At 45.5% G+C, this 23,623-nt stretch carries 11 protein-coding genes, 7 tRNA genes and 7 rRNA genes; 21 read left to right on the top strand and 4 right to left on the bottom strand.

Going from position 1 to position 23,623, the window contains the following annotated elements; all coding sequences use genetic code 11:
• Positions 1-12 precede the first annotated feature (12 nt).
• On the bottom strand, positions 13-1,341 hold the full coding sequence (rhlB, locus tag VCA1004_RS00520; RefSeq protein ID WP_086981933.1) for an ATP-dependent RNA helicase RhlB: 1,329 nt from the start codon (positions 1,339-1,341) through the stop codon (positions 13-15).
• Between the two features lie 113 nt (positions 1,342-1,454).
• On the opposite strand from rhlB, the gene trxA reads away from it, so the two are divergent.
• The 20 genes from trxA (at position 1,455) to rrf (VCA1004_RS00625) (ending at position 19,517) form a co-directional block, all read left to right on the top strand.
• On the top strand, positions 1,455-1,781 hold the full coding sequence (gene trxA, locus VCA1004_RS00525; RefSeq protein ID WP_027695437.1) for a thioredoxin TrxA: 327 nt from the start codon (positions 1,455-1,457) through the stop codon (positions 1,779-1,781).
• Positions 1,782-1,985: 204 nt separating this feature from the next.
• The gene (gene rho, locus VCA1004_RS00530; RefSeq protein ID WP_086981934.1) at positions 1,986-3,245 is read left to right on the top strand and encodes a transcription termination factor Rho; all 1,260 of its coding nucleotides are present in this window, start codon (positions 1,986-1,988) and stop codon (positions 3,243-3,245) included.
• A gap of 122 nt (positions 3,246-3,367) precedes the next feature.
• Positions 3,368-4,381: a hypothetical protein gene (locus VCA1004_RS00535; RefSeq protein WP_086981935.1), complete on the top strand. Its 1,014-nt coding sequence runs from the start codon at positions 3,368-3,370 to the stop codon at positions 4,379-4,381.
• A 114-nt stretch (positions 4,382-4,495) separates the two neighbouring features.
• On the top strand, positions 4,496-6,361 hold the full coding sequence (gene ubiD, locus VCA1004_RS00540) for a 4-hydroxy-3-polyprenylbenzoate decarboxylase (RefSeq protein WP_086981936.1): 1,866 nt from the start codon (positions 4,496-4,498) through the stop codon (positions 6,359-6,361).
• Positions 6,358-6,627 (top strand): 2Fe-2S iron-sulfur cluster-binding protein, encoded by a 270-nt coding sequence (locus VCA1004_RS00545; protein ID WP_086981937.1) that lies wholly within the window; start codon positions 6,358-6,360, stop codon positions 6,625-6,627. The genes ubiD and VCA1004_RS00545 overlap by 4 nt, the downstream gene beginning before the upstream one ends.
• A 12-nt stretch (positions 6,628-6,639) precedes the next feature.
• A complete protein-coding gene (gene fre, locus VCA1004_RS00550) occupies positions 6,640-7,353 on the top strand; it encodes an NAD(P)H-flavin reductase (protein ID WP_086981938.1) in 714 nt (237 codons plus the stop codon).
• Between the two features lie 596 nt (positions 7,354-7,949).
• Positions 7,950-9,492 (top strand): 16S ribosomal RNA (locus VCA1004_RS00560).
• 92 nt (positions 9,493-9,584) lie between these two features.
• Positions 9,585-9,660, top strand: a tRNA-Glu gene (locus VCA1004_RS00565).
• Between the two features lie 28 nt (positions 9,661-9,688).
• Positions 9,689-9,764 (top strand) — tRNA-Lys (locus VCA1004_RS00570).
• A 40-nt stretch (positions 9,765-9,804) separates the two neighbouring features.
• Positions 9,805-9,880, top strand: a tRNA-Val gene (locus tag VCA1004_RS00575).
• 340 nt (positions 9,881-10,220) lie between these two features.
• Positions 10,221-13,108: ribosomal RNA gene (locus tag VCA1004_RS00580) — 23S ribosomal RNA — on the top strand.
• 131 nt (positions 13,109-13,239) lie between these two features.
• Positions 13,240-13,355, top strand: a 5S ribosomal RNA gene (rrf, locus tag VCA1004_RS00585).
• Between the two features lie 457 nt (positions 13,356-13,812).
• Positions 13,813-15,355, top strand: a 16S ribosomal RNA gene (locus tag VCA1004_RS00590).
• A gap of 92 nt (positions 15,356-15,447) precedes the next feature.
• Positions 15,448-15,523, top strand: a tRNA-Glu gene (locus tag VCA1004_RS00595).
• A gap of 28 nt (positions 15,524-15,551) precedes the next feature.
• Positions 15,552-15,627 (top strand) — tRNA-Lys (locus VCA1004_RS00600).
• A gap of 40 nt (positions 15,628-15,667) precedes the next feature.
• Positions 15,668-15,743, top strand: a tRNA-Val gene (locus tag VCA1004_RS00605).
• 340 nt (positions 15,744-16,083) lie between these two features.
• Positions 16,084-18,971 (top strand): 23S ribosomal RNA (locus VCA1004_RS00610).
• Between the two features lie 131 nt (positions 18,972-19,102).
• A 5S ribosomal RNA gene (rrf, locus tag VCA1004_RS00615) occupies positions 19,103-19,218 on the top strand.
• A 70-nt stretch (positions 19,219-19,288) separates the two neighbouring features.
• Positions 19,289-19,365, top strand: a tRNA-Thr gene (locus VCA1004_RS00620).
• Positions 19,366-19,401: 36 nt separating this feature from the next.
• A 5S ribosomal RNA gene (gene rrf / locus VCA1004_RS00625) occupies positions 19,402-19,517 on the top strand.
• Together the 16S, 23S and 5S rRNA genes with 7 tRNA genes alongside form the textbook arrangement of a ribosomal RNA operon.
• Before the next feature lie 55 nt (positions 19,518-19,572).
• Here the strand turns inward: rrf (VCA1004_RS00625) and ilvY are convergent.
• On the bottom strand, positions 19,573-20,463 hold the full coding sequence (ilvY, locus tag VCA1004_RS00630; protein ID WP_086981941.1) for an HTH-type transcriptional activator IlvY: 891 nt from the start codon (positions 20,461-20,463) through the stop codon (positions 19,573-19,575).
• A 151-nt stretch (positions 20,464-20,614) separates the two neighbouring features.
• Between ilvY and ilvC the strand changes: the two genes are divergently transcribed.
• Positions 20,615-22,102, top strand: coding sequence for a ketol-acid reductoisomerase (gene ilvC / locus VCA1004_RS00635; RefSeq protein ID WP_086981942.1), 1,488 nt, complete (start codon positions 20,615-20,617; stop codon positions 22,100-22,102).
• A gap of 98 nt (positions 22,103-22,200) precedes the next feature.
• On the opposite strand, the gene VCA1004_RS00640 is transcribed toward ilvC, so the two are convergent.
• Positions 22,201-23,046: an IS3 family transposase gene (locus VCA1004_RS00640; protein ID WP_086981067.1), complete on the bottom strand. Its 846-nt coding sequence runs from the start codon at positions 23,044-23,046 to the stop codon at positions 22,201-22,203.
• Positions 23,043-23,552, bottom strand: a complete 510-nt coding sequence (locus VCA1004_RS00645; protein ID WP_086981789.1) for a helix-turn-helix domain-containing protein — start codon at positions 23,550-23,552, stop codon at positions 23,043-23,045. Before VCA1004_RS00645 ends, VCA1004_RS00640 begins: the two co-directional genes overlap by 4 nt.
• Positions 23,553-23,623: the final 71 nt, after the last annotated feature.

Consider the following 23,623-nt stretch of genomic DNA (forward strand, 5'->3'; position numbering starts at 1 on the left):
CAATCATTTCCTTTATTTAGTATTACTTGGTTGACGCGGACGACGGTTATTGGTGCGTGGACCGTTATTGCGAGAACCATTATTACGATTATTACCACGGTTACCGCCAGTATTGGTTCTGCGGTTTGTTTGTGGACGTTTTTGTAAGCGTAATGCTGGCGGTAAATCTGTTAACAAAGCACTGGCGTCATATTCTGACATGGGAATCGAGTGCTCGATATACTCTTCAATCGCCGGTAAGTTAATGGCATATTGTTCACAGGCAAAACTGATGGATTTACCACTAGCACCTGCGCGGCCAGTACGACCGATACGGTGTACATAGTCTTCACAATCATCAGGAAGATCAAAGTTAAAGACATGAGTCACGGCTGGGATGTGTAAACCACGCGCTGCAACATCGGTTGCCACAAGGAAATCAACATCGCCACGAGTGAATTCTTCTAAAATACGCTCACGTTTTTTCTGCGCAACATCGCCGGTAAGTAAGCCGACGCGGTGTCCATCTGCGGCAAGACTACCCCAAACGGCTTCACATTTATGCTTAGTATTGGCAAAAATAATTGCACGTTCAGGCCACTCTTCTTCAATTAATGTCTGAAGAAGCGCCATTTTGTGTTCATTTGAAGGGTAGAATAATTCTTCTTCAATGCGATGGCCGGTTTTTTGTGCGGCTTCTACTACGACATGCTCAGGATTGTGCATGTGTTCAAACGCGAGTTCCTGGACTCGGTAAGATAAAGTAGCAGAGAAAAGCATGTTAAGACGATCGCTAGGCTGTGGCATGCGACGGAATAAGAAACGAATGTCTTTAATAAATCCAAGATCAAACATGCGGTCGGCTTCATCGAGTACAACTGCTTGGATATTATTGAGGTTAAAGACTTTTTGTTTATAGAAGTCGATAATACGACCACAAGTGCCAATTAAAATATCGACACCATCTTGCAGCTTGTTTAATTGCTTATCGTAGCTTTCACCACCGTAAGCGAGTGCCGCTTTCAAGCCCGTACTCTCGATTAAGCCTTCCGCATCATGATAGATTTGAATAGCCAATTCGCGAGTGGGTGCCATGATAATCGCACGTGGTTGTGTTTTTGCTCGGCCTTCAGGTTCGGCAGTTTTGAGCAAATGGTTAAAGGTCGCAGTTAAAAACGCAAGGGTTTTACCCGTGCCCGTTTGGGCTTGGCCTGCAATGTCTTGGCCGGTGAGCAGTACCGGCAACGCCAAGGCTTGGATAGGGGTACAATATTCGAACCCTTTTTTCTCCAATCCTTCAATGACTTGGGGTAATAAATCCAAGTCGGCGAATTTTTGCTCTGTGATGTGTGTCTTTTTCATTGCTATAGAATATCAGCTTAAGCTTGCAATACGAAAGTAAATCCATTCCAATAGGGAATCTATTTGCTGGTTATCATCCAACCAGATCATAAAAATATACATTGGAGTGGAAGATGAGTGACAAGATTATGCAGCTTTCTGATGAAGGTTTTGAGAATGATGTAATCAAAGCTGCGGGTCCAGTTTTAGTTGATTTCTGGGCAGAGTGGTGCGGTCCTTGCAAAATGATTGCCCCAATTCTTGATGAAATTGCTGATGAATATGAAGGTAAACTGACGATTGGTAAACTGAATATTGATCAGAACTCTGGCACACCACCAAAGTTTGGCATCCGCGGTATTCCAACATTACTGTTGTTCAAAGACGGTGGTGTTGCAGCAACAAAAGTGGGCGCGTTATCGAAAACTCAATTAAAAGAGTTTTTGGATGCAAACTTATAATTGCAGATAAGATGACAAACTTAACCGCGTATGACTTGTTTATATGCGGTTTTGTTTTTATAAAGCTAGACTCGTTTTAACTTTAGTGATAATTTATCGCACGTTAATTACACAAATGTTCATTTCTTGGCCGTTCCTATAGGCCATACATTTCATATAAACAACCAACAGAATCCTATTTTGACAAAAAAAGCATCCACCACTATGAACCTAACAGAACTGAAAAACAGACCTGTATCTGAGCTTGTTGCGCTTGGTGAAAGCCTAGGTTTGGAAAACTTAGCCCGTTTACGAAAACAAGATATCATTTTTTCCATCCTAAAAGCGCATGCGAAAGGTGGTGAAGATATTTTTGGCGATGGCGTATTAGAAATCTTACAAGATGGTTTTGGCTTCCTTCGTTCATCCGATAGCTCGTACTTAGCGGGTCCTGATGATATTTATGTATCACCAAGCCAGATTCGTCGTTTTAACTTACGTACCGGTGATTCGGTGGCAGGTAAAATTCGACCACCAAAAGACGGTGAACGTTATTTTGCCCTCCTAAAAGTTAATACCGTTAACGATGACCGTCCAGACAACGCCCGCAACAAAATCCTTTTTGAAAACCTCACACCAATTCATCCTAATGATCGCATCGTCATGGAACGTGGTAATGGTTCTACGGAAGACATTACTGCGCGCGTATTGGATTTGGCATCGCCGATTGGTAAAGGTCAACGTGGTTTGATTGTTGCTCCGCCAAAAGCGGGTAAAACCATGTTGCTGCAAAATATTGCACAAAGCATTACTCACAATCACCCTGAATGTGAAGTGATGGTGTTGTTGATTGATGAGCGTCCAGAAGAAGTGACAGAAATGCAACGCTTGGTGAAAGGCGAAGTGGTTGCTTCTACATTTGATGAGCCAGCATCACGTCACGTTCAAGTGGCTGAAATGGTAATCGAAAAAGCTAAACGTTTGGTTGAACACAAAAAAGACGTTGTGATCTTGTTGGATTCAATTACTCGTCTCGCTCGTGCTTATAACACCGTAGTACCGTCATCGGGTAAAATTCTTACAGGTGGTGTGGATGCGAATGCACTACATCGTCCTAAGCGTTTCTTTGGTGCCGCGCGTAATGTGGAAGAAGGTGGCAGCTTAACCATCATCGCCACAGCGTTGGTTGATACTGGCTCTAAGATGGACGAAGTGATCTACGAAGAGTTTAAAGGGACAGGTAACATGGAACTACACTTAAACCGTAAGATTGCGGAAAAACGTGTTTTCCCTGCTATCGACTTTAACCGTTCAGGTACTCGTCGTGAAGAGTTGTTAACTAAAGCCGATGAGCTGCAAAAAATGTGGATCCTACGTAAGATTGTTCACCCTATGAGTGAAACTGATGCGATGGAATTCTTGATTGATAAGCTCGCGATGACCAAAACGAATAATGAGTTTTTTGATGCGATGCGTCGTCAATAAGACCGCTTAGCTTGATGAAGATGAATTAATTGAATCACCGCTCACATTGGGCGGTGATTTTTATTGTCGAATGCAATATTCAGCGACATTATAGATGGCTTCTGAATTAGGAAGTGCAATCTATGAAACACGGATGGTTAATGATGAGTTGGTGGTTATTGCTTGGACTTTTTAGTCACAGCAGTGCAGCGACCGTCATGACTCAAGAAGAGGCCTCCTCTTGGATGGTCAACCCACAAGTCCAAGTGTCCACCGAACAACTGTATCAATTGGCTTTACAAGATAAGATCGCTGATCTTCAAACAGCACTCCAAGCAATTCCTTTGCCTAAGCAAGAAGTCACCCGTTACCTCTTATTAAAAAGAATTGAAAGTGACCACTTGGCCTTATCACCAAGCTTGTTGGTATTTCTCCAATCTCAGCAGCAACAGCAACCGGTTTATCAATTAATAGAGTCGTATGAGGATTACTCTACCTCTTACCCTGCCTTTAATACTGCTTTAGTTGCCAATCGTGTACTGTCTGCATGGCAGCAAGAGCAACACAATATTGATCTTATCATGGCGGTAGAAAGTGGAGAGTTGCAATTAAAAGATTGGCTGCAAGGGGATGAGTTTCAACGTCAACAAAAAGAGCAATTATTTTTGCAAGAAGTGGATCGTTTTTCTGAGGCGGCGTTGCAACAATTAGTTCAGCAAATTGATGGCTCTAGCGTGGTGCAATGGTTGCCGTCCACGGCGATTGTGATCAAATTGGCGCAGCGGACCCAAGATGAAAAGTTATACGATGTCTTGTGGAAAATGAAAGCCAATGATTCTAGCGTGGAGGAAGTGCAGCGCTTAGGCCAAGTTGCAGATAGTTTTTCTCTGCAACAAGTGATGAATGCAACTAAAAACCCGGTATTAAAACCGCTCGCAATACAACAACTCGTCAAGGTGCAGCCTATGACGCCATCGATACAAGCATTTTTAATCGAGAAATTGAATCAAAATAGTGATGGCTTAATGGTGGCAAGAGCACTATCGGAAAGTGAGCATCACGATTGGTTGGTTTCTCTTGTACAAGAGGGACAAGTGAGTCACGGACAAAATCTACTACAATCCATGCAAGCTTATCTCAGCATTTCTGCTCAGTAAGCGCTTCGATATTATTGAGTAATGAGAAGGATTTCGCTTTTATTAGCGAGGCCATGTATATTGTATGGCTTGTGTATATAATCGCCATCACAGCAAGCATCCATTAGGAAGGTTATGAGCTTTAGAGATTTACGTGACTTTATTGAACGCTTAGAAAGGAATGGCTTACTTAAGCGAATTTCACATCCTGTTGATCCACATTATGAGATGACCGAAATCAGTGACCGTACTTTACGCGCTGGTGGCCCTGCCTTATTGTTTGAACATCCTATCGGTTATGACATGCCGGTGTTAACCAATCTATTCGGGACACCTGAACGAGTGGCTTTGGGCATGGGGCGTGAGCGAGTGGAGGAATTGCGTGAAGTCGGTAAATTACTGGCCTTTTTAAAAGAACCTGAGCCGCCTAAAGGCTTTAAAGATGCTTTGGGGAAATTACCTCTATTTAAGCAAGTCTTAAACATGCCAGTGAAGAGACTACGTTCAGCCGCTTGTCAAAAAATCGTTTGGCAAGGCGATGAGGTCGATTTAGATCGTATTCCAGTGATGAGCTGTTGGCCTGGTGATGTAGCTCCGCTTTTAACTTGGGGCTTAACGATAACCAAAGGACCAAATAAAAAACGCCAAAACCTAGGGATTTATCGTCAACAAAAGATCGCTAAAAATAAGGTGATTATGCGTTGGCTTGCTCATCGTGGTGGTGCTTTGGATTTGCGAGATTGGATGGAAACCCACCCCGGAGAGCCTTTTCCAGTGTCTGTGGCATTTGGGGCCGATCCGGCAACCATTCTTGGGGCGGTCACACCAATACCGGATACCTTATCAGAGTACGCTTTTGCTGGCTTATTGCGTGGTAGTAAAACTGAAGTCGTAAAATCCATCAGTAATGATCTTGATATCCCTGCGAGCGCGGAATTAGTTTTAGAAGGCTATATTGACCCGCAGGAATTTGCCGATGAAGGGCCATATGGTGATCACACTGGCTATTATAACGAACCAGAACAACACCACGTTTTTACCATCACCCATATTACTATGCGTGAGCAAGCCATTTATCACAGTACGTATACTGGCCGTCCACCGGATGAGCCTGCGGTGCTTGGTGTGGCATTAAATGAAGTGTTCGTGCCTATTTTACAAAAGCAATTTCCTGAAATTACCGACTTTTATCTCCCGCCGGAAGGTTGCTCCTATCGCATGGCGGTAGTGACAATGAAAAAACAATATCCGGGTCATGCCAAAAGGGTGATGATGGGAGTGTGGTCTTTTCTACGTCAATTTATGTACACCAAATTTGTTTTAGTGTGTGATGAAGACGTGGATGCAAGAGATTGGTCAAGTGTTTCAAAAGCCATGGTGCAACACATGGAACCGGAACGAGATACGTTATTTATTGATCATACGCCAATCGACTCTTTGGATTTTGCTTCGCCAGTGGCGGGGCTCGGTTCCAAAATGGGGCTTGATATAACCAAGAAATGGCCAGAGGAAATTGCATTATCACAACCACAATTGCAATCAGAAGCAAATAAGGCTCCTTTATTAGCGTTGGATCGAGATGAATTAACGTCTGAGTTTCCTGAGATCCTTGATGTGAACTTTCCCATTGCAGCAGAGTCTCAACAAATTGTTTTCGTGAAGATCACCAAGCAACAACCCAAACAAGGCCTTGATCTCATCGCGCGTTTGAGAGCTCATTTCATTGACAGAGTTAACGTGAAGTACATCGTTGTGTGTGACGGTGATGTTGATATTAAGGATTGGAATGATGTGATTTGGGCGATCACCACTCGTATTGACCCTTCGCGCGATAGTTTATTGTTGAGCGATGAACAAGGCTCAACCTTAGGGCTTGATGCCACAAATAAATTACCACAAGAAATCACTCGAGAATGGGGAACACCAATTATCAAAGATCCTCAGCTGGTGGCAAAAATCGACCATATTTGGGATAGCTTGAATATCTTGCCATCTAAATGAAGCATAAAGTATGGATAAAGCCAGATGATATTGTATTTGAAGTCGATTCACTTCAAACCCTATTGTCTGCAGCACAGGAACAAGGAGTAAGTTTGCCGTACCGATGTAAATTAGGTGCTTGCATGACTTGTCTTTGTAAAAAAATAGAAGGGGAAGTGGAATATCGCCTTGAACCTATGTTGACTCAACAAGAGCAGCAACAGGGATGGATATTGCCTTGCCAAGCATACGCAAAAAGTCACTTAGTGTTAATGCTGGAAGAGTGACAAGAGGGAATCATGACCATTGAATGTAAAGTAAAATCTATTGAGCCATTAGCAAGTAACACCTTTCGAATCTTGCTGCATCCACAATCTCCCGTTTCTTTTAAAGCAGGGCAGTATTTAATGGTGGTGATGGGGGAAAAGGACAAACGCCCATTTTCAATCGCAAGCAGTCCGTGTCGCCATTTAGGTGAACTTGAATTACATATCGGGGCGGCGGAACATAATGCCTATGCCATTGAAGTAGTTGAAGCAATGAATCAGGCATTTGCAGATGGCAGTAGTATTCAAATTGATGCTCCACATGGAGAGGCATGGTTACAAGAAGATAATCAGCAACCTTTGTTATTGATTGCTGGAGGTACTGGCTTTAGTTATGTGCGTTCAATACTTGATCATTGCATTAGCCAAAAAAACACTCAACCCATTTATTTGTATTGGGGCGCTAAAGACAGTTCTCAGCTTTATGCCATGGAGGAGCTGCACGCGATAGCCAAGCAACATAATCATGTGCATTTTGTTCCGGTCATTGAGTCAGAAGAAAACAACTGGGCAGGAAAGATCGGCAATGTATTAGAAGCGATCGAGCAAGATTTTGAGTCTTTAGCTGAATTTGACATCTATATTGCTGGCCGATTTGAAATGGCAGGAGCAGCGAGAGAACGATTTACTCAATATAAACAAGCTAATCGTCAAAGAATGTATGCTGATGCCTATGCATTTCTATAATAACTCATCGATTCGATGACTATTTATACAAAAAAGAGGCCTTGTGCCTCTTTTTTAATCGAACAAAAAGAAAATCAAAAAAAACTGAAAAAAGATCTTGCCAATGTGATTTGGATCTCTATAATGCGCCCTCACTGACACGGAGCACGCAGCCAAGCTGCAGCACGGGTTAGAGGTCAAAGCCTTCTCAAAAAGGTTAGCGAAAACAGCCTCGGCTAGTTTGATTTCACTTTCGAAAGTGAAAGAAATAAAAGTTTTAAAAAAGTGTTTGACACGAGCTTTTAAATCGCTAAAATGGCCGCCCTGTTCAACGAGATGCACTAAGCATTATCGATAAGAACAACGCTCTTTAACAATTTAAACCTATCAATCTGTGTGGGCACTCGTTGATGATAATCAAAAAGCTTCTCTCTTTTAACGAAGAAGAAAAGCAAAAATGATTTCAATGAACCGAGTGACCAAATCGATTATTAGTTTACTAATGATTGGCACAGTCAATTCATTATCTATCTGTTGGATAGATAATAGCTTTAAAGTTACTTCTTCTTTTAAGAAGAATAGTTTTGAAGTCAGTATTCGTTGAGTCACAAAATCTTAAATTGAAGAGTTTGATCATGGCTCAGATTGAACGCTGGCGGCAGGCCTAACACATGCAAGTCGAGCGGTAACAGGAAGTAGCTTGCTACTTCGCTGACGAGCGGCGGACGGGTGAGTAATGCATAGGAAGTTGCCCAGTAGAGGGGGATAACCATTGGAAACGATGGCTAATACCGCATAACCTCTTCGGAGCAAAGCAGGGGACCTTCGGGCCTTGCGCTATTGGATACGCCTATGTGGGATTAGCTAGTTGGTGAGGTAATGGCTCACCAAGGCGACGATCCCTAGCTGGTCTGAGAGGATGATCAGCCACACTGGGACTGAGACACGGCCCAGACTCCTACGGGAGGCAGCAGTGGGGAATATTGCACAATGGGCGAAAGCCTGATGCAGCCATGCCGCGTGTATGAAGAAGGCCTTCGGGTTGTAAAGTACTTTCAGTTGTGAGGAAGGTTTCGTAGTTAATAACTGCGTTGCTTGACGTTAGCAACAGAAGAAGCACCGGCTAACTCCGTGCCAGCAGCCGCGGTAATACGGAGGGTGCGAGCGTTAATCGGAATTACTGGGCGTAAAGCGCATGCAGGTGGTTTGTTAAGTCAGATGTGAAAGCCCGGGGCTCAACCTCGGAAGGTCATTTGAAACTGGCAAACTAGAGTACTGTAGAGGGGGGTAGAATTTCAGGTGTAGCGGTGAAATGCGTAGAGATCTGAAGGAATACCAGTGGCGAAGGCGGCCCCCTGGACAGATACTGACACTCAGATGCGAAAGCGTGGGGAGCAAACAGGATTAGATACCCTGGTAGTCCACGCCGTAAACGATGTCTACTTGGAGGTTGTGGCCTTGAGCCGTGGCTTTCGGAGCTAACGCGTTAAGTAGACCGCCTGGGGAGTACGGTCGCAAGATTAAAACTCAAATGAATTGACGGGGGCCCGCACAAGCGGTGGAGCATGTGGTTTAATTCGATGCAACGCGAAGAACCTTACCTACTCTTGACATCCAGAGAAGCCAGTAGAGATACAGGTGTGCCTTCGGGAGCTCTGAGACAGGTGCTGCATGGCTGTCGTCAGCTCGTGTTGTGAAATGTTGGGTTAAGTCCCGCAACGAGCGCAACCCTTATCCTTGTTTGCCAGCGAGTAATGTCGGGAACTCCAGGGAGACTGCCGGTGATAAACCGGAGGAAGGTGGGGACGACGTCAAGTCATCATGGCCCTTACGAGTAGGGCTACACACGTGCTACAATGGCGCATACAGAGGGCAGCGAACTTGCGAAAGTAAGCGAATCCCAAAAAGTGCGTCGTAGTCCGGATTGGAGTCTGCAACTCGACTCCATGAAGTCGGAATCGCTAGTAATCGTGGATCAGAATGCCACGGTGAATACGTTCCCGGGCCTTGTACACACCGCCCGTCACACCATGGGAGTGGGCTGCAAAAGAAGTAGGTAGTTTAACCTTCGGGAGGACGCTTACCACTTTGTGGTTCATGACTGGGGTGAAGTCGTAACAAGGTAGCCCTAGGGGAACCTGGGGCTGGATCACCTCCTTATACGAAGATTATTTTTGATGAGTACCCACACAGATTGATTAGGTTTATATAGAAAAGAGTTCAGAAAGCATCCCATTGCTTTCAAATCCTGTGTCCCGTTCGTCTAGAGGCCTAGGACACCGCCCTTTCACGGCGGTAACAGGGGTTCGACTCCCCTACGGGATACCACTTCCTTCTCTTAAGAGATAGAAGATATGGGTCGTTAGCTCAGTTGGTAGAGCAGTTGACTTTTAATCAATTGGTCGCAGGTTCGAATCCTGCACGACCCACCATTCCTCCATAGGAATGCTTATTTTAGATAAGAAAATTTATGGGCGATTAGCTCAGTTGGGAGAGCACCTGCCTTACAAGCAGGGGGTCACTGGTTCGAGCCCGGTATCGCCCACCACTCTTTAAATACTTTTACGATGTCACGCATCCGGTTTTATAAATTGGATGGGGCTATTTGTCGCTGAAAGTCTTTAAAAAGTGGTTTCAATAGAAACTCTTTGCTCTTTAACAATTTGGAAAGCTGACTGATAACGACTTTATGTTGTTATCAAATAAAAGTTCTCAATGTTTATCTTTAAGATAAACACACAACACACATTCAAGTGTCTTGTATTCAAACAAACAATGTATTGTTTGTTCTATTGAGTCCGGCAACGATATTTAAGATTACCCTCTTAAATATCAACAAACTAAAACCTTATTTAGTTGACATACATAAAGACCCTTTTGGGTTGTATGGTTAAGTGAATAAGCGTACACGGTGGATGCCTAGGCAGTCAGAGGCGATGAAGGACGTATTAACTTGCGATAAGCGTAGATTAGGCAGTAAAAGCCACTTGAGTCTACGATTTCCGAATGGGGAAACCCAGTTGCATAAGCAACTATCATTAACTGAATACATAGGTTAATGAGGCGAACTCGGGGAACTGAAACATCTAAGTACCCGAAGGAAGAGAAATCAACCGAGATTCCGAAAGTAGCGGCGAGCGAAATTGGATTAGCCCTTAAGCTTTTAATGATGCAGGTGAACAAGCTGGAAAGCTTGGCGATACAGGGTGATAGCCCCGTAACCGACACATCATAATCAGTGAAATCGAGTAAGGCGGGACACGTGTTATCCTGTCTGAATATGGGGGGACCATCCTCCAAGGCTAAATACTCCTGACTGACCGATAGTGAACCAGTACCGTGAGGGAAAGGCGAAAAGAACCCCTGTGAGGGGAGTGAAATAGAACCTGAAACCGTGTACGTACAAGCAGTAGGAGCACCTTCGTGGTGTGACTGCGTACCTTTTGTATAATGGGTCAGCGACTTATATTTAGTAGCAAGGTTAACCGTATAGGGGAGCCGTAGGGAAACCGAGTCTTAACTGGGCGTCGAGTTGCTAGGTATAGACCCGAAACCAGGTGATCTAGCCATGGGCAGGTTGAAGATTGAGTAACATCAATTGGAGGACCGAACCGACTAATGTTGAAAAATTAGCGGATGACTTGTGGCTAGGGGTGAAAGGCCAATCAAACCTGGAGATAGCTGGTTCTCCCCGAAAGCTATTTAGGTAGCGCCTCGGACGAATACTACTGGGGGTAGAGCACTGTTAAGGCTAGGGGGTCATCCCGACTTACCAACCCTTTGCAAACTCCGAATACCAGTAAGTACTATCCGGGAGACACACGGCGGGTGCTAACGTCCGTCGTGGAGAGGGAAACAACCCAGACCGCCAGCTAAGGTCCCAAAGTATAGCTAAGTGGGAAACGATGTGGGAAGGCTCAGACAGCCAGGATGTTGGCTTAGAAGCAGCCATCATTTAAAGAAAGCGTAATAGCTCACTGGTCGAGTCGGCCTGCGCGGAAGATGTAACGGGGCTAAGCTATACACCGAAGCTGCGGCAGTACAGTTTACTGTGCTGGGTAGGGGAGCGTTCTGTAAGCCGTTGAAGGTGAACTGAGAAGTTTGCTGGAGGTATCAGAAGTGCGAATGCTGACATGAGTAACGATAAAGGGAGTGAAAAACTCCCTCGCCGGAAGACCAAGGGTTCCTGTCCAACGTTAATCGGGGCAGGGTAAGTCGACCCCTAAGGCGAGGCTGAAAAGCGTAGTCGATGGGAAACGGGTTAATATTCCCGTACTTCTTACAAATGCGATGGGGGGACGGAGAAGGCTAGGTGGGCCTGGCGATGGTTGTCCAGGTTCAAGTGCGTAGGCTGATTTCTTAGGTAAATCCGGGAAATCTTAAGGCCGAGACACGACGTCGAGCTACTACGGTAGTGAAGTCATTGATGCCATGCTTCCAGGAAAAGCCTCTAAGCTTCAGTTTGTAAGAAATCGTACCCCAAACCGACACAGGTGGTCGGGTAGAGAATACCAAGGCGCTTGAGAGAACTCGGGTGAAGGAACTAGGCAAAATGGTACCGTAACTTCGGGAGAAGGTACGCTCCTAGCGGTGATGAGACTTGCTCTCTAAGCTGCCGGGAGTCGCAGATACCAGGTGGCTGCAACTGTTTATTAAAAACACAGCACTGTGCAAAATCGTAAGATGACGTATACGGTGTGACGCCTGCCCGGTGCCGGAAGGTTAATTGATGGGGTTATCTTCGGAGAAGCTCTTGATCGAAGCCCCGGTAAACGGCGGCCGTAACTATAACGGTCCTAAGGTAGCGAAATTCCTTGTCGGGTAAGTTCCGACCTGCACGAATGGCGTAATGATGGCCACGCTGTCTCCACCCGAGACTCAGTGAAATTGAAATCGCTGTGAAGATGCAGTGTACCCGCGGCTAGACGGAAAGACCCCGTGAACCTTTACTACAGCTTGGCACTGAACATTGACCCTACATGTGTAGGATAGGTGGGAGACTTTGAAGCATTCACGCCAGTGGATGTGGAGTCAACCTTGAAATACCACCCTTGTAGTGTTGATGTTCTAACTTAGCCCCATTATCTGGGGTGAGGACAGTGCCTGGTGGGTAGTTTGACTGGGGCGGTCTCCTCCCAAAGAGTAACGGAGGAGCACGAAGGTGGGCTAAACACGGTTGGACATCGTGTGGTTAGTGCAATGGCATAAGCCCGCTTGACTGCGAGAATGACAATTCGAGCAGGTGCGAAAGCAGGTCATAGTGATCCGGTGGTTCTGAATGGAAGGGCCATCGCTCAACGGATAAAAGGTACTCCGGGGATAACAGGCTGATACCGCCCAAGAGTTCATATCGACGGCGGTGTTTGGCACCTCGATGTCGGCTCATCACATCCTGGGGCTGAAGTCGGTCCCAAGGGTATGGCTGTTCGCCATTTAAAGTGGTACGCGAGCTGGGTTTAGAACGTCGTGAGACAGTTCGGTCCCTATCTGCCGTGGGCGTTGGAAGATTGAAGGGGGCTGCTCCTAGTACGAGAGGACCGGAGTGGACGAACCTCTGGTGTTCGGGTTGTCATGCCAATGGCATTGCCCGGTAGCTAAGTTCGGAATCGATAAGTGCTGAAAGCATCTAAGCACGAAGCGAGCCCTGAGATGAGTCTTCCCTGGCACTTTAAGTGTCCTAAAGGGTTGTTCGAGACTAGAACGTTGATAGGTTGGGTGTGTAAGCGCTGCGAGGCGTTGAGCTAACCAATACTAATTGCCCGTGAGGCTTAACCATACAACACCTAAAGGGTTTTGATGGACTTAATAGATATAAGACATGCTTGAATGAGTGTGAGAACGAGTTAGAGATAACAAAGCAGCTTTCCGAATTAAGTTAAACGCTTGAGCGTTTAACAAAAGAATTTGCTTGGCGACCATAGCGCTTTGGACCCACCTGATTCCATGCCGAACTCAGAAGTGAAACGAAGTAGCGCCGATGGTAGTGTGGGGTCTCCCCATGTGAGAGTAGGACATCGCCAGGCTTTAATTTTGAGTAATAGCCCGTAACGCTACGGGCTTTTATTTTCACTCAAAACGAGTGGAGTCAAAATAATGTTTTTAAATGAAAATATTATCTTGACTTTCAAAATTGGAAGTGTATTATACGCATCCTGCTTAGGTGAGATGAGAATCAAGCCATTGAAAGCAAAGCTCTTTAACAATTTAAACCTATCAATCTGTGTGGGCACTCGTTGATGATAATCAAAAAGATTTATCAATGAACTGAGTGACCAAACGGCTATTAAAAGAGTCAGCCTTGAGCTGGTTTGATTTCACTTTTTAAAGTGAAAATAAATAATAGCGGCACAGTCAATTCATTATCTATCTGTTGGATAGATAATAGCTTTAAAGTTACTTCTTCTTTTTAAGAAGAATAGTTTTGAAGTCAGTATTCGTTGAGCCGGTCGTCTCTTTATTTAAGAGCGGCCACAAAAACTTTAATTGAAGAGTTTGATCATGGCTCAGATTGAACGCTGGCGGCAGGCCTAACACATGCAAGTCGAGCGGTAACAGGAAATAGCTTGCTATTTCGCTGACGAGCGGCGGACGGGTGAGTAATGCATAGGAAGTTGCCCAGTAGAGGGGGATAACCATTGGAAACGATGGCTAATACCGCATAACCTCTTCGGAGCAAAGCAGGGGACCTTCGGGCCTTGCGCTATTGGATACGCCTATGTGGGATTAGCTAGTTGGTGAGGTAATGGCTCACCAAGGCAACGATCCCTAGCTGGTCTGAGAGGATGATCAGCCACACTGGGACTGAGACACGGCCCAGACTCCTACGGGAGGCAGCAGTGGGGAATATTGCACAATGGGCGAAAGCCTGATGCAGCCATGCCGCGTGTATGAAGAAGGCCTTCGGGTTGTAAAGTACTTTCAGTTGTGAGGAAGGTTTCGTAGTTAATAACTGCGTTGCTTGACGTTAGCAACAGAAGAAGCACCGGCTAACTCCGTGCCAGCAGCCGCGGTAATACGGAGGGTGCGAGCGTTAATCGGAATTACTGGGCGTAAAGCGCATGCAGGTGGTTTGTTAAGTCAGATGTGAAAGCCCGGGGCTCAACCTCGGAAGGTCATTTGAAACTGGCAAACTAGAGTACTGTAGAGGGGGGTAGAATTTCAGGTGTAGCGGTGAAATGCGTAGAGATCTGAAGGAATACCAGTGGCGAAGGCGGCCCCCTGGACAGATACTGACACTCAGATGCGAAAGCGTGGGGAGCAAACAGGATTAGATACCCTGGTAGTCCACGCCGTAAACGATGTCTACTTGGAGGTTGTGGCCTTGAGCCGTGGCTTTCGGAGCTAACGCGTTAAGTAGACCGCCTGGGGAGTACGGTCGCAAGATTAAAACTCAAATGAATTGACGGGGGCCCGCACAAGCGGTGGAGCATGTGGTTTAATTCGATGCAACGCGAAGAACCTTACCTACTCTTGACATCCAGAGAAGCCAGTAGAGATACAGGTGTGCCTTCGGGAGCTCTGAGACAGGTGCTGCATGGCTGTCGTCAGCTCGTGTTGTGAAATGTTGGGTTAAGTCCCGCAACGAGCGCAACCCTTATCCTTGTTTGCCAGCGAGTAATGTCGGGAACTCCAGGGAGACTGCCGGTGATAAACCGGAGGAAGGTGGGGACGACGTCAAGTCATCATGGCCCTTACGAGTAGGGCTACACACGTGCTACAATGGCGCATACAGAGGGCAGCGAACTTGCGAAAGTAAGCGAATCCCAAAAAGTGCGTCGTAGTCCGGATTGGAGTCTGCAACTCGACTCCATGAAGTCGGAATCGCTAGTAATCGTGGATCAGAATGCCACGGTGAATACGTTCCCGGGCCTTGTACACACCGCCCGTCACACCATGGGAGTGGGCTGCAAAAGAAGTAGGTAGTTTAACCTTCGGGAGGACGCTTACCACTTTGTGGTTCATGACTGGGGTGAAGTCGTAACAAGGTAGCCCTAGGGGAACCTGGGGCTGGATCACCTCCTTATACGAAGATTATTTTTGATGAGTACCCACACAGATTGATTAGGTTTATATAGAAAAGAGTTCAGAAAGCATCCCATTGCTTTCAAATCCTGTGTCCCGTTCGTCTAGAGGCCTAGGACACCGCCCTTTCACGGCGGTAACAGGGGTTCGACTCCCCTACGGGATACCACTTCCTTCTCTTAAGAGATAGAAGATATGGGTCGTTAGCTCAGTTGGTAGAGCAGTTGACTTTTAATCAATTGGTCGCAGGTTCGAATCCTGCACGACCCACCATTCCTCCATAGGAATGCTTATTTTAGATAAGAAAATTTATGGGCGATTAGCTCAGTTGGGAGAGCACCTGCCTTACAAGCAGGGGGTCACTGGTTCGAGCCCGGTATCGCCCACCACTCTTTAAATACTTTTACGATGTCACGCATCCGGTTTTATAAATTGGATGGGGCTATTTGTCGCTGAAAGTCTTTAAAAAGTGGTTTCAATAGAAACTCTTTGCTCTTTAACAATTTGGAAAGCTGACTGATAACGACTTTATGTTGTTATCAAATAAAAGTTCTCAATGTTTATCTTTAAGATAAACACACAACACACATTCAAGTGTCTTGTATTCAAACAAACAATGTATTGTTTGTTCTATTGAGTCCGGCAACGATATTTAAGATTACCCTCTTAAATATCAACAAACTAAAACCTTATTTAGTTGACATACATAAAGACCCTTTTGGGTTGTATGGTTAAGTGAATAAGCGTACACGGTGGATGCCTAGGCAGTCAGAGGCGATGAAGGACGTATTAACTTGCGATAAGCGTAGATTAGGCAGTAAAAGCCACTTGAGTCTACGATTTCCGAATGGGGAAACCCAGTTGCATAAGCAACTATCATTAACTGAATACATAGGTTAATGAGGCGAACTCGGGGAACTGAAACATCTAAGTACCCGAAGGAAGAGAAATCAACCGAGATTCCGAAAGTAGCGGCGAGCGAAATTGGATTAGCCCTTAAGCTTTTAATGATGCAGGTGAACAAGCTGGAAAGCTTGGCGATACAGGGTGATAGCCCCGTAACCGACACATCATAATCAGTGAAATCGAGTAAGGCGGGACACGTGTTATCCTGTCTGAATATGGGGGGACCATCCTCCAAGGCTAAATACTCCTGACTGACCGATAGTGAACCAGTACCGTGAGGGAAAGGCGAAAAGAACCCCTGTGAGGGGAGTGAAATAGAACCTGAAACCGTGTACGTACAAGCAGTAGGAGCACCTTCGTGGTGTGACTGCGTACCTTTTGTATAATGGGTCAGCGACTTATATTTAGTAGCAAGGTTAACCGTATAGGGGAGCCGTAGGGAAACCGAGTCTTAACTGGGCGTCGAGTTGCTAGGTATAGACCCGAAACCAGGTGATCTAGCCATGGGCAGGTTGAAGATTGAGTAACATCAATTGGAGGACCGAACCGACTAATGTTGAAAAATTAGCGGATGACTTGTGGCTAGGGGTGAAAGGCCAATCAAACCTGGAGATAGCTGGTTCTCCCCGAAAGCTATTTAGGTAGCGCCTCGGACGAATACTACTGGGGGTAGAGCACTGTTAAGGCTAGGGGGTCATCCCGACTTACCAACCCTTTGCAAACTCCGAATACCAGTAAGTACTATCCGGGAGACACACGGCGGGTGCTAACGTCCGTCGTGGAGAGGGAAACAACCCAGACCGCCAGCTAAGGTCCCAAAGTATAGCTAAGTGGGAAACGATGTGGGAAGGCTCAGACAGCCAGGATGTTGGCTTAGAAGCAGCCATCATTTAAAGAAAGCGTAATAGCTCACTGGTCGAGTCGGCCTGCGCGGAAGATGTAACGGGGCTAAGCTATACACCGAAGCTGCGGCAGTACAGTTTACTGTGCTGGGTAGGGGAGCGTTCTGTAAGCCGTTGAAGGTGAACTGAGAAGTTTGCTGGAGGTATCAGAAGTGCGAATGCTGACATGAGTAACGATAAAGGGAGTGAAAAACTCCCTCGCCGGAAGACCAAGGGTTCCTGTCCAACGTTAATCGGGGCAGGGTAAGTCGACCCCTAAGGCGAGGCTGAAAAGCGTAGTCGATGGGAAACGGGTTAATATTCCCGTACTTCTTACAAATGCGATGGGGGGACGGAGAAGGCTAGGTGGGCCTGGCGATGGTTGTCCAGGTTCAAGTGCGTAGGCTGATTTCTTAGGTAAATCCGGGAAATCTTAAGGCCGAGACACGACGTCGAGCTACTACGGTAGTGAAGTCATTGATGCCATGCTTCCAGGAAAAGCCTCTAAGCTTCAGTTTGTAAGAAATCGTACCCCAAACCGACACAGGTGGTCGGGTAGAGAATACCAAGGCGCTTGAGAGAACTCGGGTGAAGGAACTAGGCAAAATGGTACCGTAACTTCGGGAGAAGGTACGCTCCTAGCGGTGATGAGACTTGCTCTCTAAGCTGCCGGGAGTCGCAGATACCAGGTGGCTGCAACTGTTTATTAAAAACACAGCACTGTGCAAAATCGTAAGATGACGTATACGGTGTGACGCCTGCCCGGTGCCGGAAGGTTAATTGATGGGGTTATCTTCGGAGAAGCTCTTGATCGAAGCCCCGGTAAACGGCGGCCGTAACTATAACGGTCCTAAGGTAGCGAAATTCCTTGTCGGGTAAGTTCCGACCTGCACGAATGGCGTAATGATGGCCACGCTGTCTCCACCCGAGACTCAGTGAAATTGAAATCGCTGTGAAGATGCAGTGTACCCGCGGCTAGACGGAAAGACCCCGTGAACCTTTACTACAGCTTGGCACTGAACATTGACCCTACATGTGTAGGATAGGTGGGAGACTTTGAAGCATTCACGCCAGTGGATGTGGAGTCAACCTTGAAATACCACCCTTGTAGTGTTGATGTTCTAACTTAGCCCCATTATCTGGGGTGAGGACAGTGCCTGGTGGGTAGTTTGACTGGGGCGGTCTCCTCCCAAAGAGTAACGGAGGAGCACGAAGGTGGGCTAAACACGGTTGGACATCGTGTGGTTAGTGCAATGGCATAAGCCCGCTTGACTGCGAGAATGACAATTCGAGCAGGTGCGAAAGCAGGTCATAGTGATCCGGTGGTTCTGAATGGAAGGGCCATCGCTCAACGGATAAAAGGTACTCCGGGGATAACAGGCTGATACCGCCCAAGAGTTCATATCGACGGCGGTGTTTGGCACCTCGATGTCGGCTCATCACATCCTGGGGCTGAAGTCGGTCCCAAGGGTATGGCTGTTCGCCATTTAAAGTGGTACGCGAGCTGGGTTTAGAACGTCGTGAGACAGTTCGGTCCCTATCTGCCGTGGGCGTTGGAAGATTGAAGGGGGCTGCTCCTAGTACGAGAGGACCGGAGTGGACGAACCTCTGGTGTTCGGGTTGTCATGCCAATGGCATTGCCCGGTAGCTAAGTTCGGAATCGATAAGTGCTGAAAGCATCTAAGCACGAAGCGAGCCCTGAGATGAGTCTTCCCTGGCACTTTAAGTGTCCTAAAGGGTTGTTCGAGACTAGAACGTTGATAGGTTGGGTGTGTAAGCGCTGCGAGGCGTTGAGCTAACCAATACTAATTGCCCGTGAGGCTTAACCATACAACACCTAAAGGGTTTTGATGGACTTAATAGATATAAGACATGCTTGAATGAGTGTGAGAACGAGTTAGAGATAACAAAGCAGCTTTCCGAATTAAGTTAAACGCTTGAGCGTTTAACAAAAGAATTTGCTTGGCGACCATAGCGCTTTGGACCCACCTGATTCCATGCCGAACTCAGAAGTGAAACGAAGTAGCGCCGATGGTAGTGTGGGGTCTCCCCATGTGAGAGTAGGACATCGCCAGGCTTGATTTTGAAAGAGCCCGTGTAACACGGGCTTTTTTATGTTCGAAGCAAAATTATTGCTGAGAATATATGCTGATATAGCTCAGCCCGGTAGAGCGCACCCTTGGTAAGGGTGAGGTCCCCAGTTCGAGTCTGGGTATCAGCACCAGCATTTAGACGTTGACTGTTATCGTCACAAGATTTACTTAGCAACCATAGCGCTTTGGACCCACCTGATTCCATGCCGAACTCAGAAGTGAAACGAAGTAGCGCCGATGGTAGTGTGGGGTCTCCCCATGTGAGAGTAGGACATTGCTAGGTTCTTATTATAAAGCCTTCCATTAGTGGAAGGCTTTTTTCGTTTCTGAATCAAATTTTATTTAATAAACTTTGTTTGAGCGATTTGCCACAATGCTTTAATGAGAGGATTATTGAGTTGGCTTTCATGACAGCATACTCCTAATTGAAAGGGGGAGATGGGCTCAACATTCAATCGCTGTACCTTATCTTTCACTGGGCTATTATTGATCACCACATCTGGTGCAATTCCGACTCCCAATCCTAATGCAACCATACTGACAATCGCTTCATGTCCCCCCGATGTTTGGCTATAAATAGTAGGCTTAAACTTCATTTTCTTAAACCAGGCATTACTTCTTTCCCGTGCTGTACCTGTGATTGGGATGATAAAAGGTATGTGTTCCCATTGGGGCTGTTCTTTTTGTAACTCAGTACTGAAGCTACTCGGTCCAGTAGGAGCAATCACCGATAAGGGAATATCTCCTATCGGTTGGAAACACAGCCTAGCAGGAAGATGGCTTGGCATAGCACAGACGACAATATCTGCCTCATCGACTAAAAGCCGTTCAATGGCAAGCGCTGGATCGCCTGTAGAGAGTTTGAGTTCAACTTTTGGATAAGATAGCCTGAAGTCTCTGAGTAATTGTGGAAGGTGGCTAAAGCTAGCCGTTACCGAACAAAATAGGCGGATCTCTCCACTGAGCTCTTGGTTATCATCTTGAATGTCGATACAAAATTGTTGCCATTGATTGGAGATTTGGCTGGCAACATCGAGTAATTTCTTACCAGCTTCGGTGAGTTCTACCCGTCGATTATCTCGTACAAACAAGGGTTTTCCTATTTGTTGTTCTAATTTTTGGATTTGTCGACTTAATGCCGAAGGACTAATGTGCATCGCTGTGGCGGATTGGGCAAAGCTTTGGCTACTGCACAAATGTAAAAATAGCTGTAAGGTTTTGATATTCATGAACACGCCTAATTGATAAAAAATCATGTTGCATAAATTGCAATGAATAATTGTAAATATAGCACTTTTCGCAATCATTGCTCTGATTTAGTATGAATTTATTGAGTCTGAAGACTCTCAATGGATAACGATAAAATAGGATATTTTCAATATGGCTAACAACTACTTCAATACTCTTAATCTACGTGAGCAACTTGATCAACTTGGTCGTTGTCGTTTTATGGACCGTGAAGAATTTGCTCAAGAAGCAGATTACCTAAAAGGCAAGAAGATCGTAATCGTTGGCTGTGGTGCACAAGGTTTGAACCAAGGTCTCAACATGCGTGACTCTGGTTTGAATGTGGCGTATGCCCTTCGCCAAGCAGCGATTGATGAGCAACGTCAATCATTTAAAAATGCTAAAGATAATGGCTTTGAAGTAGCTAGTTATGAAGAACTTATCCCGCAAGCGGACCTTGTGGTGAACCTGACTCCCGATAAGCAACACACCAATGTGGTTGAGACTGTGATGCCTCTAATGAAGCAAGGTGCAGCACTAGGTTACTCGCATGGCTTCAATATTGTAGAAGAAGGTATGCAGATCCGTAAAGACATCACGGTTGTGATGGTGGCACCTAAGTGTCCAGGTACGGAAGTACGTGAAGAATACAAGCGTGGTTTTGGTGTACCAACACTGATTGCAGTGCACCCAGAAAACGATCCTCAAGGTGAAGGTTTAGAAATTGCTAAAGCTTGGGCGGCCGCAACCGGTGGTCATCGCGCTGGGGTGCTAGAGTCTTCTTTTGTCGCAGAAGTTAAATCGGATCTAATGGGTGAGCAAACTATCCTATGCGGTATGCTGCAAGCGGGCTCTATCGTGTGTTATGAGAAGATGGTTACAGAAGGTATTGACCCAGGTTATGCCGGTAAACTGCTGCAGTACGGCTGGGAAACCATTACGGAAGCCTTGAAGTTTGGTGGCGTGACCCACATGATGGATCGTTTATCAAACCCAGCCAAAGTGAAAGCATTTGAATTATCAGAAGAGCTTAAAGAGCTAATGCGTCCGCTTTATAACAAGCACATGGATGACATTATTTGTGGTGAGTTCTCTCGCACTATGATGGCAGATTGGGCCAATGACGATAAAAACCTATTAGGCTGGCGTGAAGAAACGGGCCAAACTGCATTTGAAAACTACCCTGAAACAGACGTAGAGATTTCAGAACAAGAATATTTCGATAATGGCATTCTTATGATTGCGATGGTGCGCGCTGGGGTTGAGTTAGCGTTTGAAGCGATGACGGCCTCTGGCATCATCGATGAATCGGCTTATTATGAATCACTACATGAATTGCCATTGATTGCCAATACGGTTGCTCGTAAACGTCTTTATGAAATGAATGTGGTCATTTCAGATACTGCTGAATACGGTAACTACCTTTTTGCGAATGTCGCAACACCATTATTGCGTGAGAAATTCATGCCGAAAGTGGGTACAGATGTGATTGGTAAAGGGCTAGGTGAAACCAGCAACCAAGTGGATAATGCGCAGTTAATTGAAATTAATGATGCACTACGTAACCATCCTGTTGAATGGATTGGCCAGGAGCTACGTGGTTACATGAAGGATATGAAACGTATCGCAGTCGGTGGCTAAATTGGATTATGATAGCGAGAGACTCGTTATCGCCTAGATGCATTAAAAAATAAAAAGGCTTGCCCAATGAAGTGACCCCTTAAAGTTGGACATTTCTGTTATGCGGCTTCTAAGGCCTGATTTCGGTATTCTACCGGAGTTAGGCCTTTTAATTTCACCTTAATCCGATCGTTATTGTAATAATCAATATATTCATCAATGCATGCCATAAGTTGCTCAGCACTGTCAAAGTGGTAACCATGGTACATTTCTGTTTTTAAAAGTGCGAAGAAGTTTTCAGCCACAGCATTATCAAGACAGTTTCCTTTTCTCGACATACTCTGATTTATTCTTTTCTCTTTTAGCTTGTTACGATAATCACGGTGTTGGTATTGCCACCCTTGGTCACTATGTAAAGTTAACGAGGACGCTTGACTTAACTTACTCGTCGCTTTTTCTAGCATCTCGGTCACGAGATGTAATTTAGGTGAGCTCGCTACAGTATGACTAACGACTTCTTGATTAAATAAATCGATGATAGGAGATAAATAGACTTTTTCACCTGCCACTTTAAATTCCGTCACATCGGTCACCCATTTTTCATTTGGTTTCGTCGATTTAAAGTCTCGCTTCAGAATATTCGGGGCAATACGCCCAATCGCACCTTTATAAGAACGATATTTCTTCGGTCTTACGGTCGATTTTAGCCCTAGTTTTGCCATTAAGCGCTGAACCGTTTTATGATTTAAGTAGATGCCTTCTCTACGTAAAGCATAATGAATGCGTCGATAACCATATCGACCTTTATGCTTATGAAATATTCTTTCAATACTCGCTATCTCATTCGCGTAAGGCTCGGGAGTGCTCAACACTTGGCATTGGTAGTAATACACACTCTTGGGCAATCCAATGGATTGCAATAAATGCTGGATTTTGTGTTGGTGTTTTAGAGCTTGAACAGTCAACGCTTTTTCTTTGCTGCTTGACGTTTTAACTTGTCCAGCTCCTCTAACTTTTTTAGAACAGCATTCTCCGCTCTCAAATAAGCCAGTTCCTCTCTGAGTTCATCAAGTGACATGTCTTCATCAGGTTTAGTCGGACGCTTATTTGATTGAGTTTTCATAGATGGTCTGCCTTTAGGTCGGGAATGTAAGCCTTGGAATCCCGACTGATTATAAAGCTTTAACCAAACAGAAATAGTCCCGTTAGAAGAAAAATTGAATTCAGCACTCGCTTGGCTTATAGACCAGTTATTTTCCCACATTGATTTTAATACCGAGAATTTAAAATCTGCGGAATTTTCATAATCAAGAGGTAAAAATGAAGATGAACCATGGATCCTGTAAACAGAAGTCCAATAACGAATTTGGTTCGCAGGAATAGATAACTCTTTTGCAAGAGATGTCGATGATTCGCCATCAAGGCAACGCTGAGCAATGCACAGCTTTAATTCTCTGATGTACTTAGACATAAAATAACCCCCAATGTTGGTGTCCAACTATTGGGGGTCAGTTCACAATCAGTGGCAAGCCTTATTCTTTT

The organism is Vibrio aphrogenes (assembly GCF_002157735.2).
In the GTDB taxonomy this organism is placed as follows: Bacteria; Pseudomonadota; Gammaproteobacteria; order Enterobacterales; family Vibrionaceae; genus Vibrio; species Vibrio aphrogenes.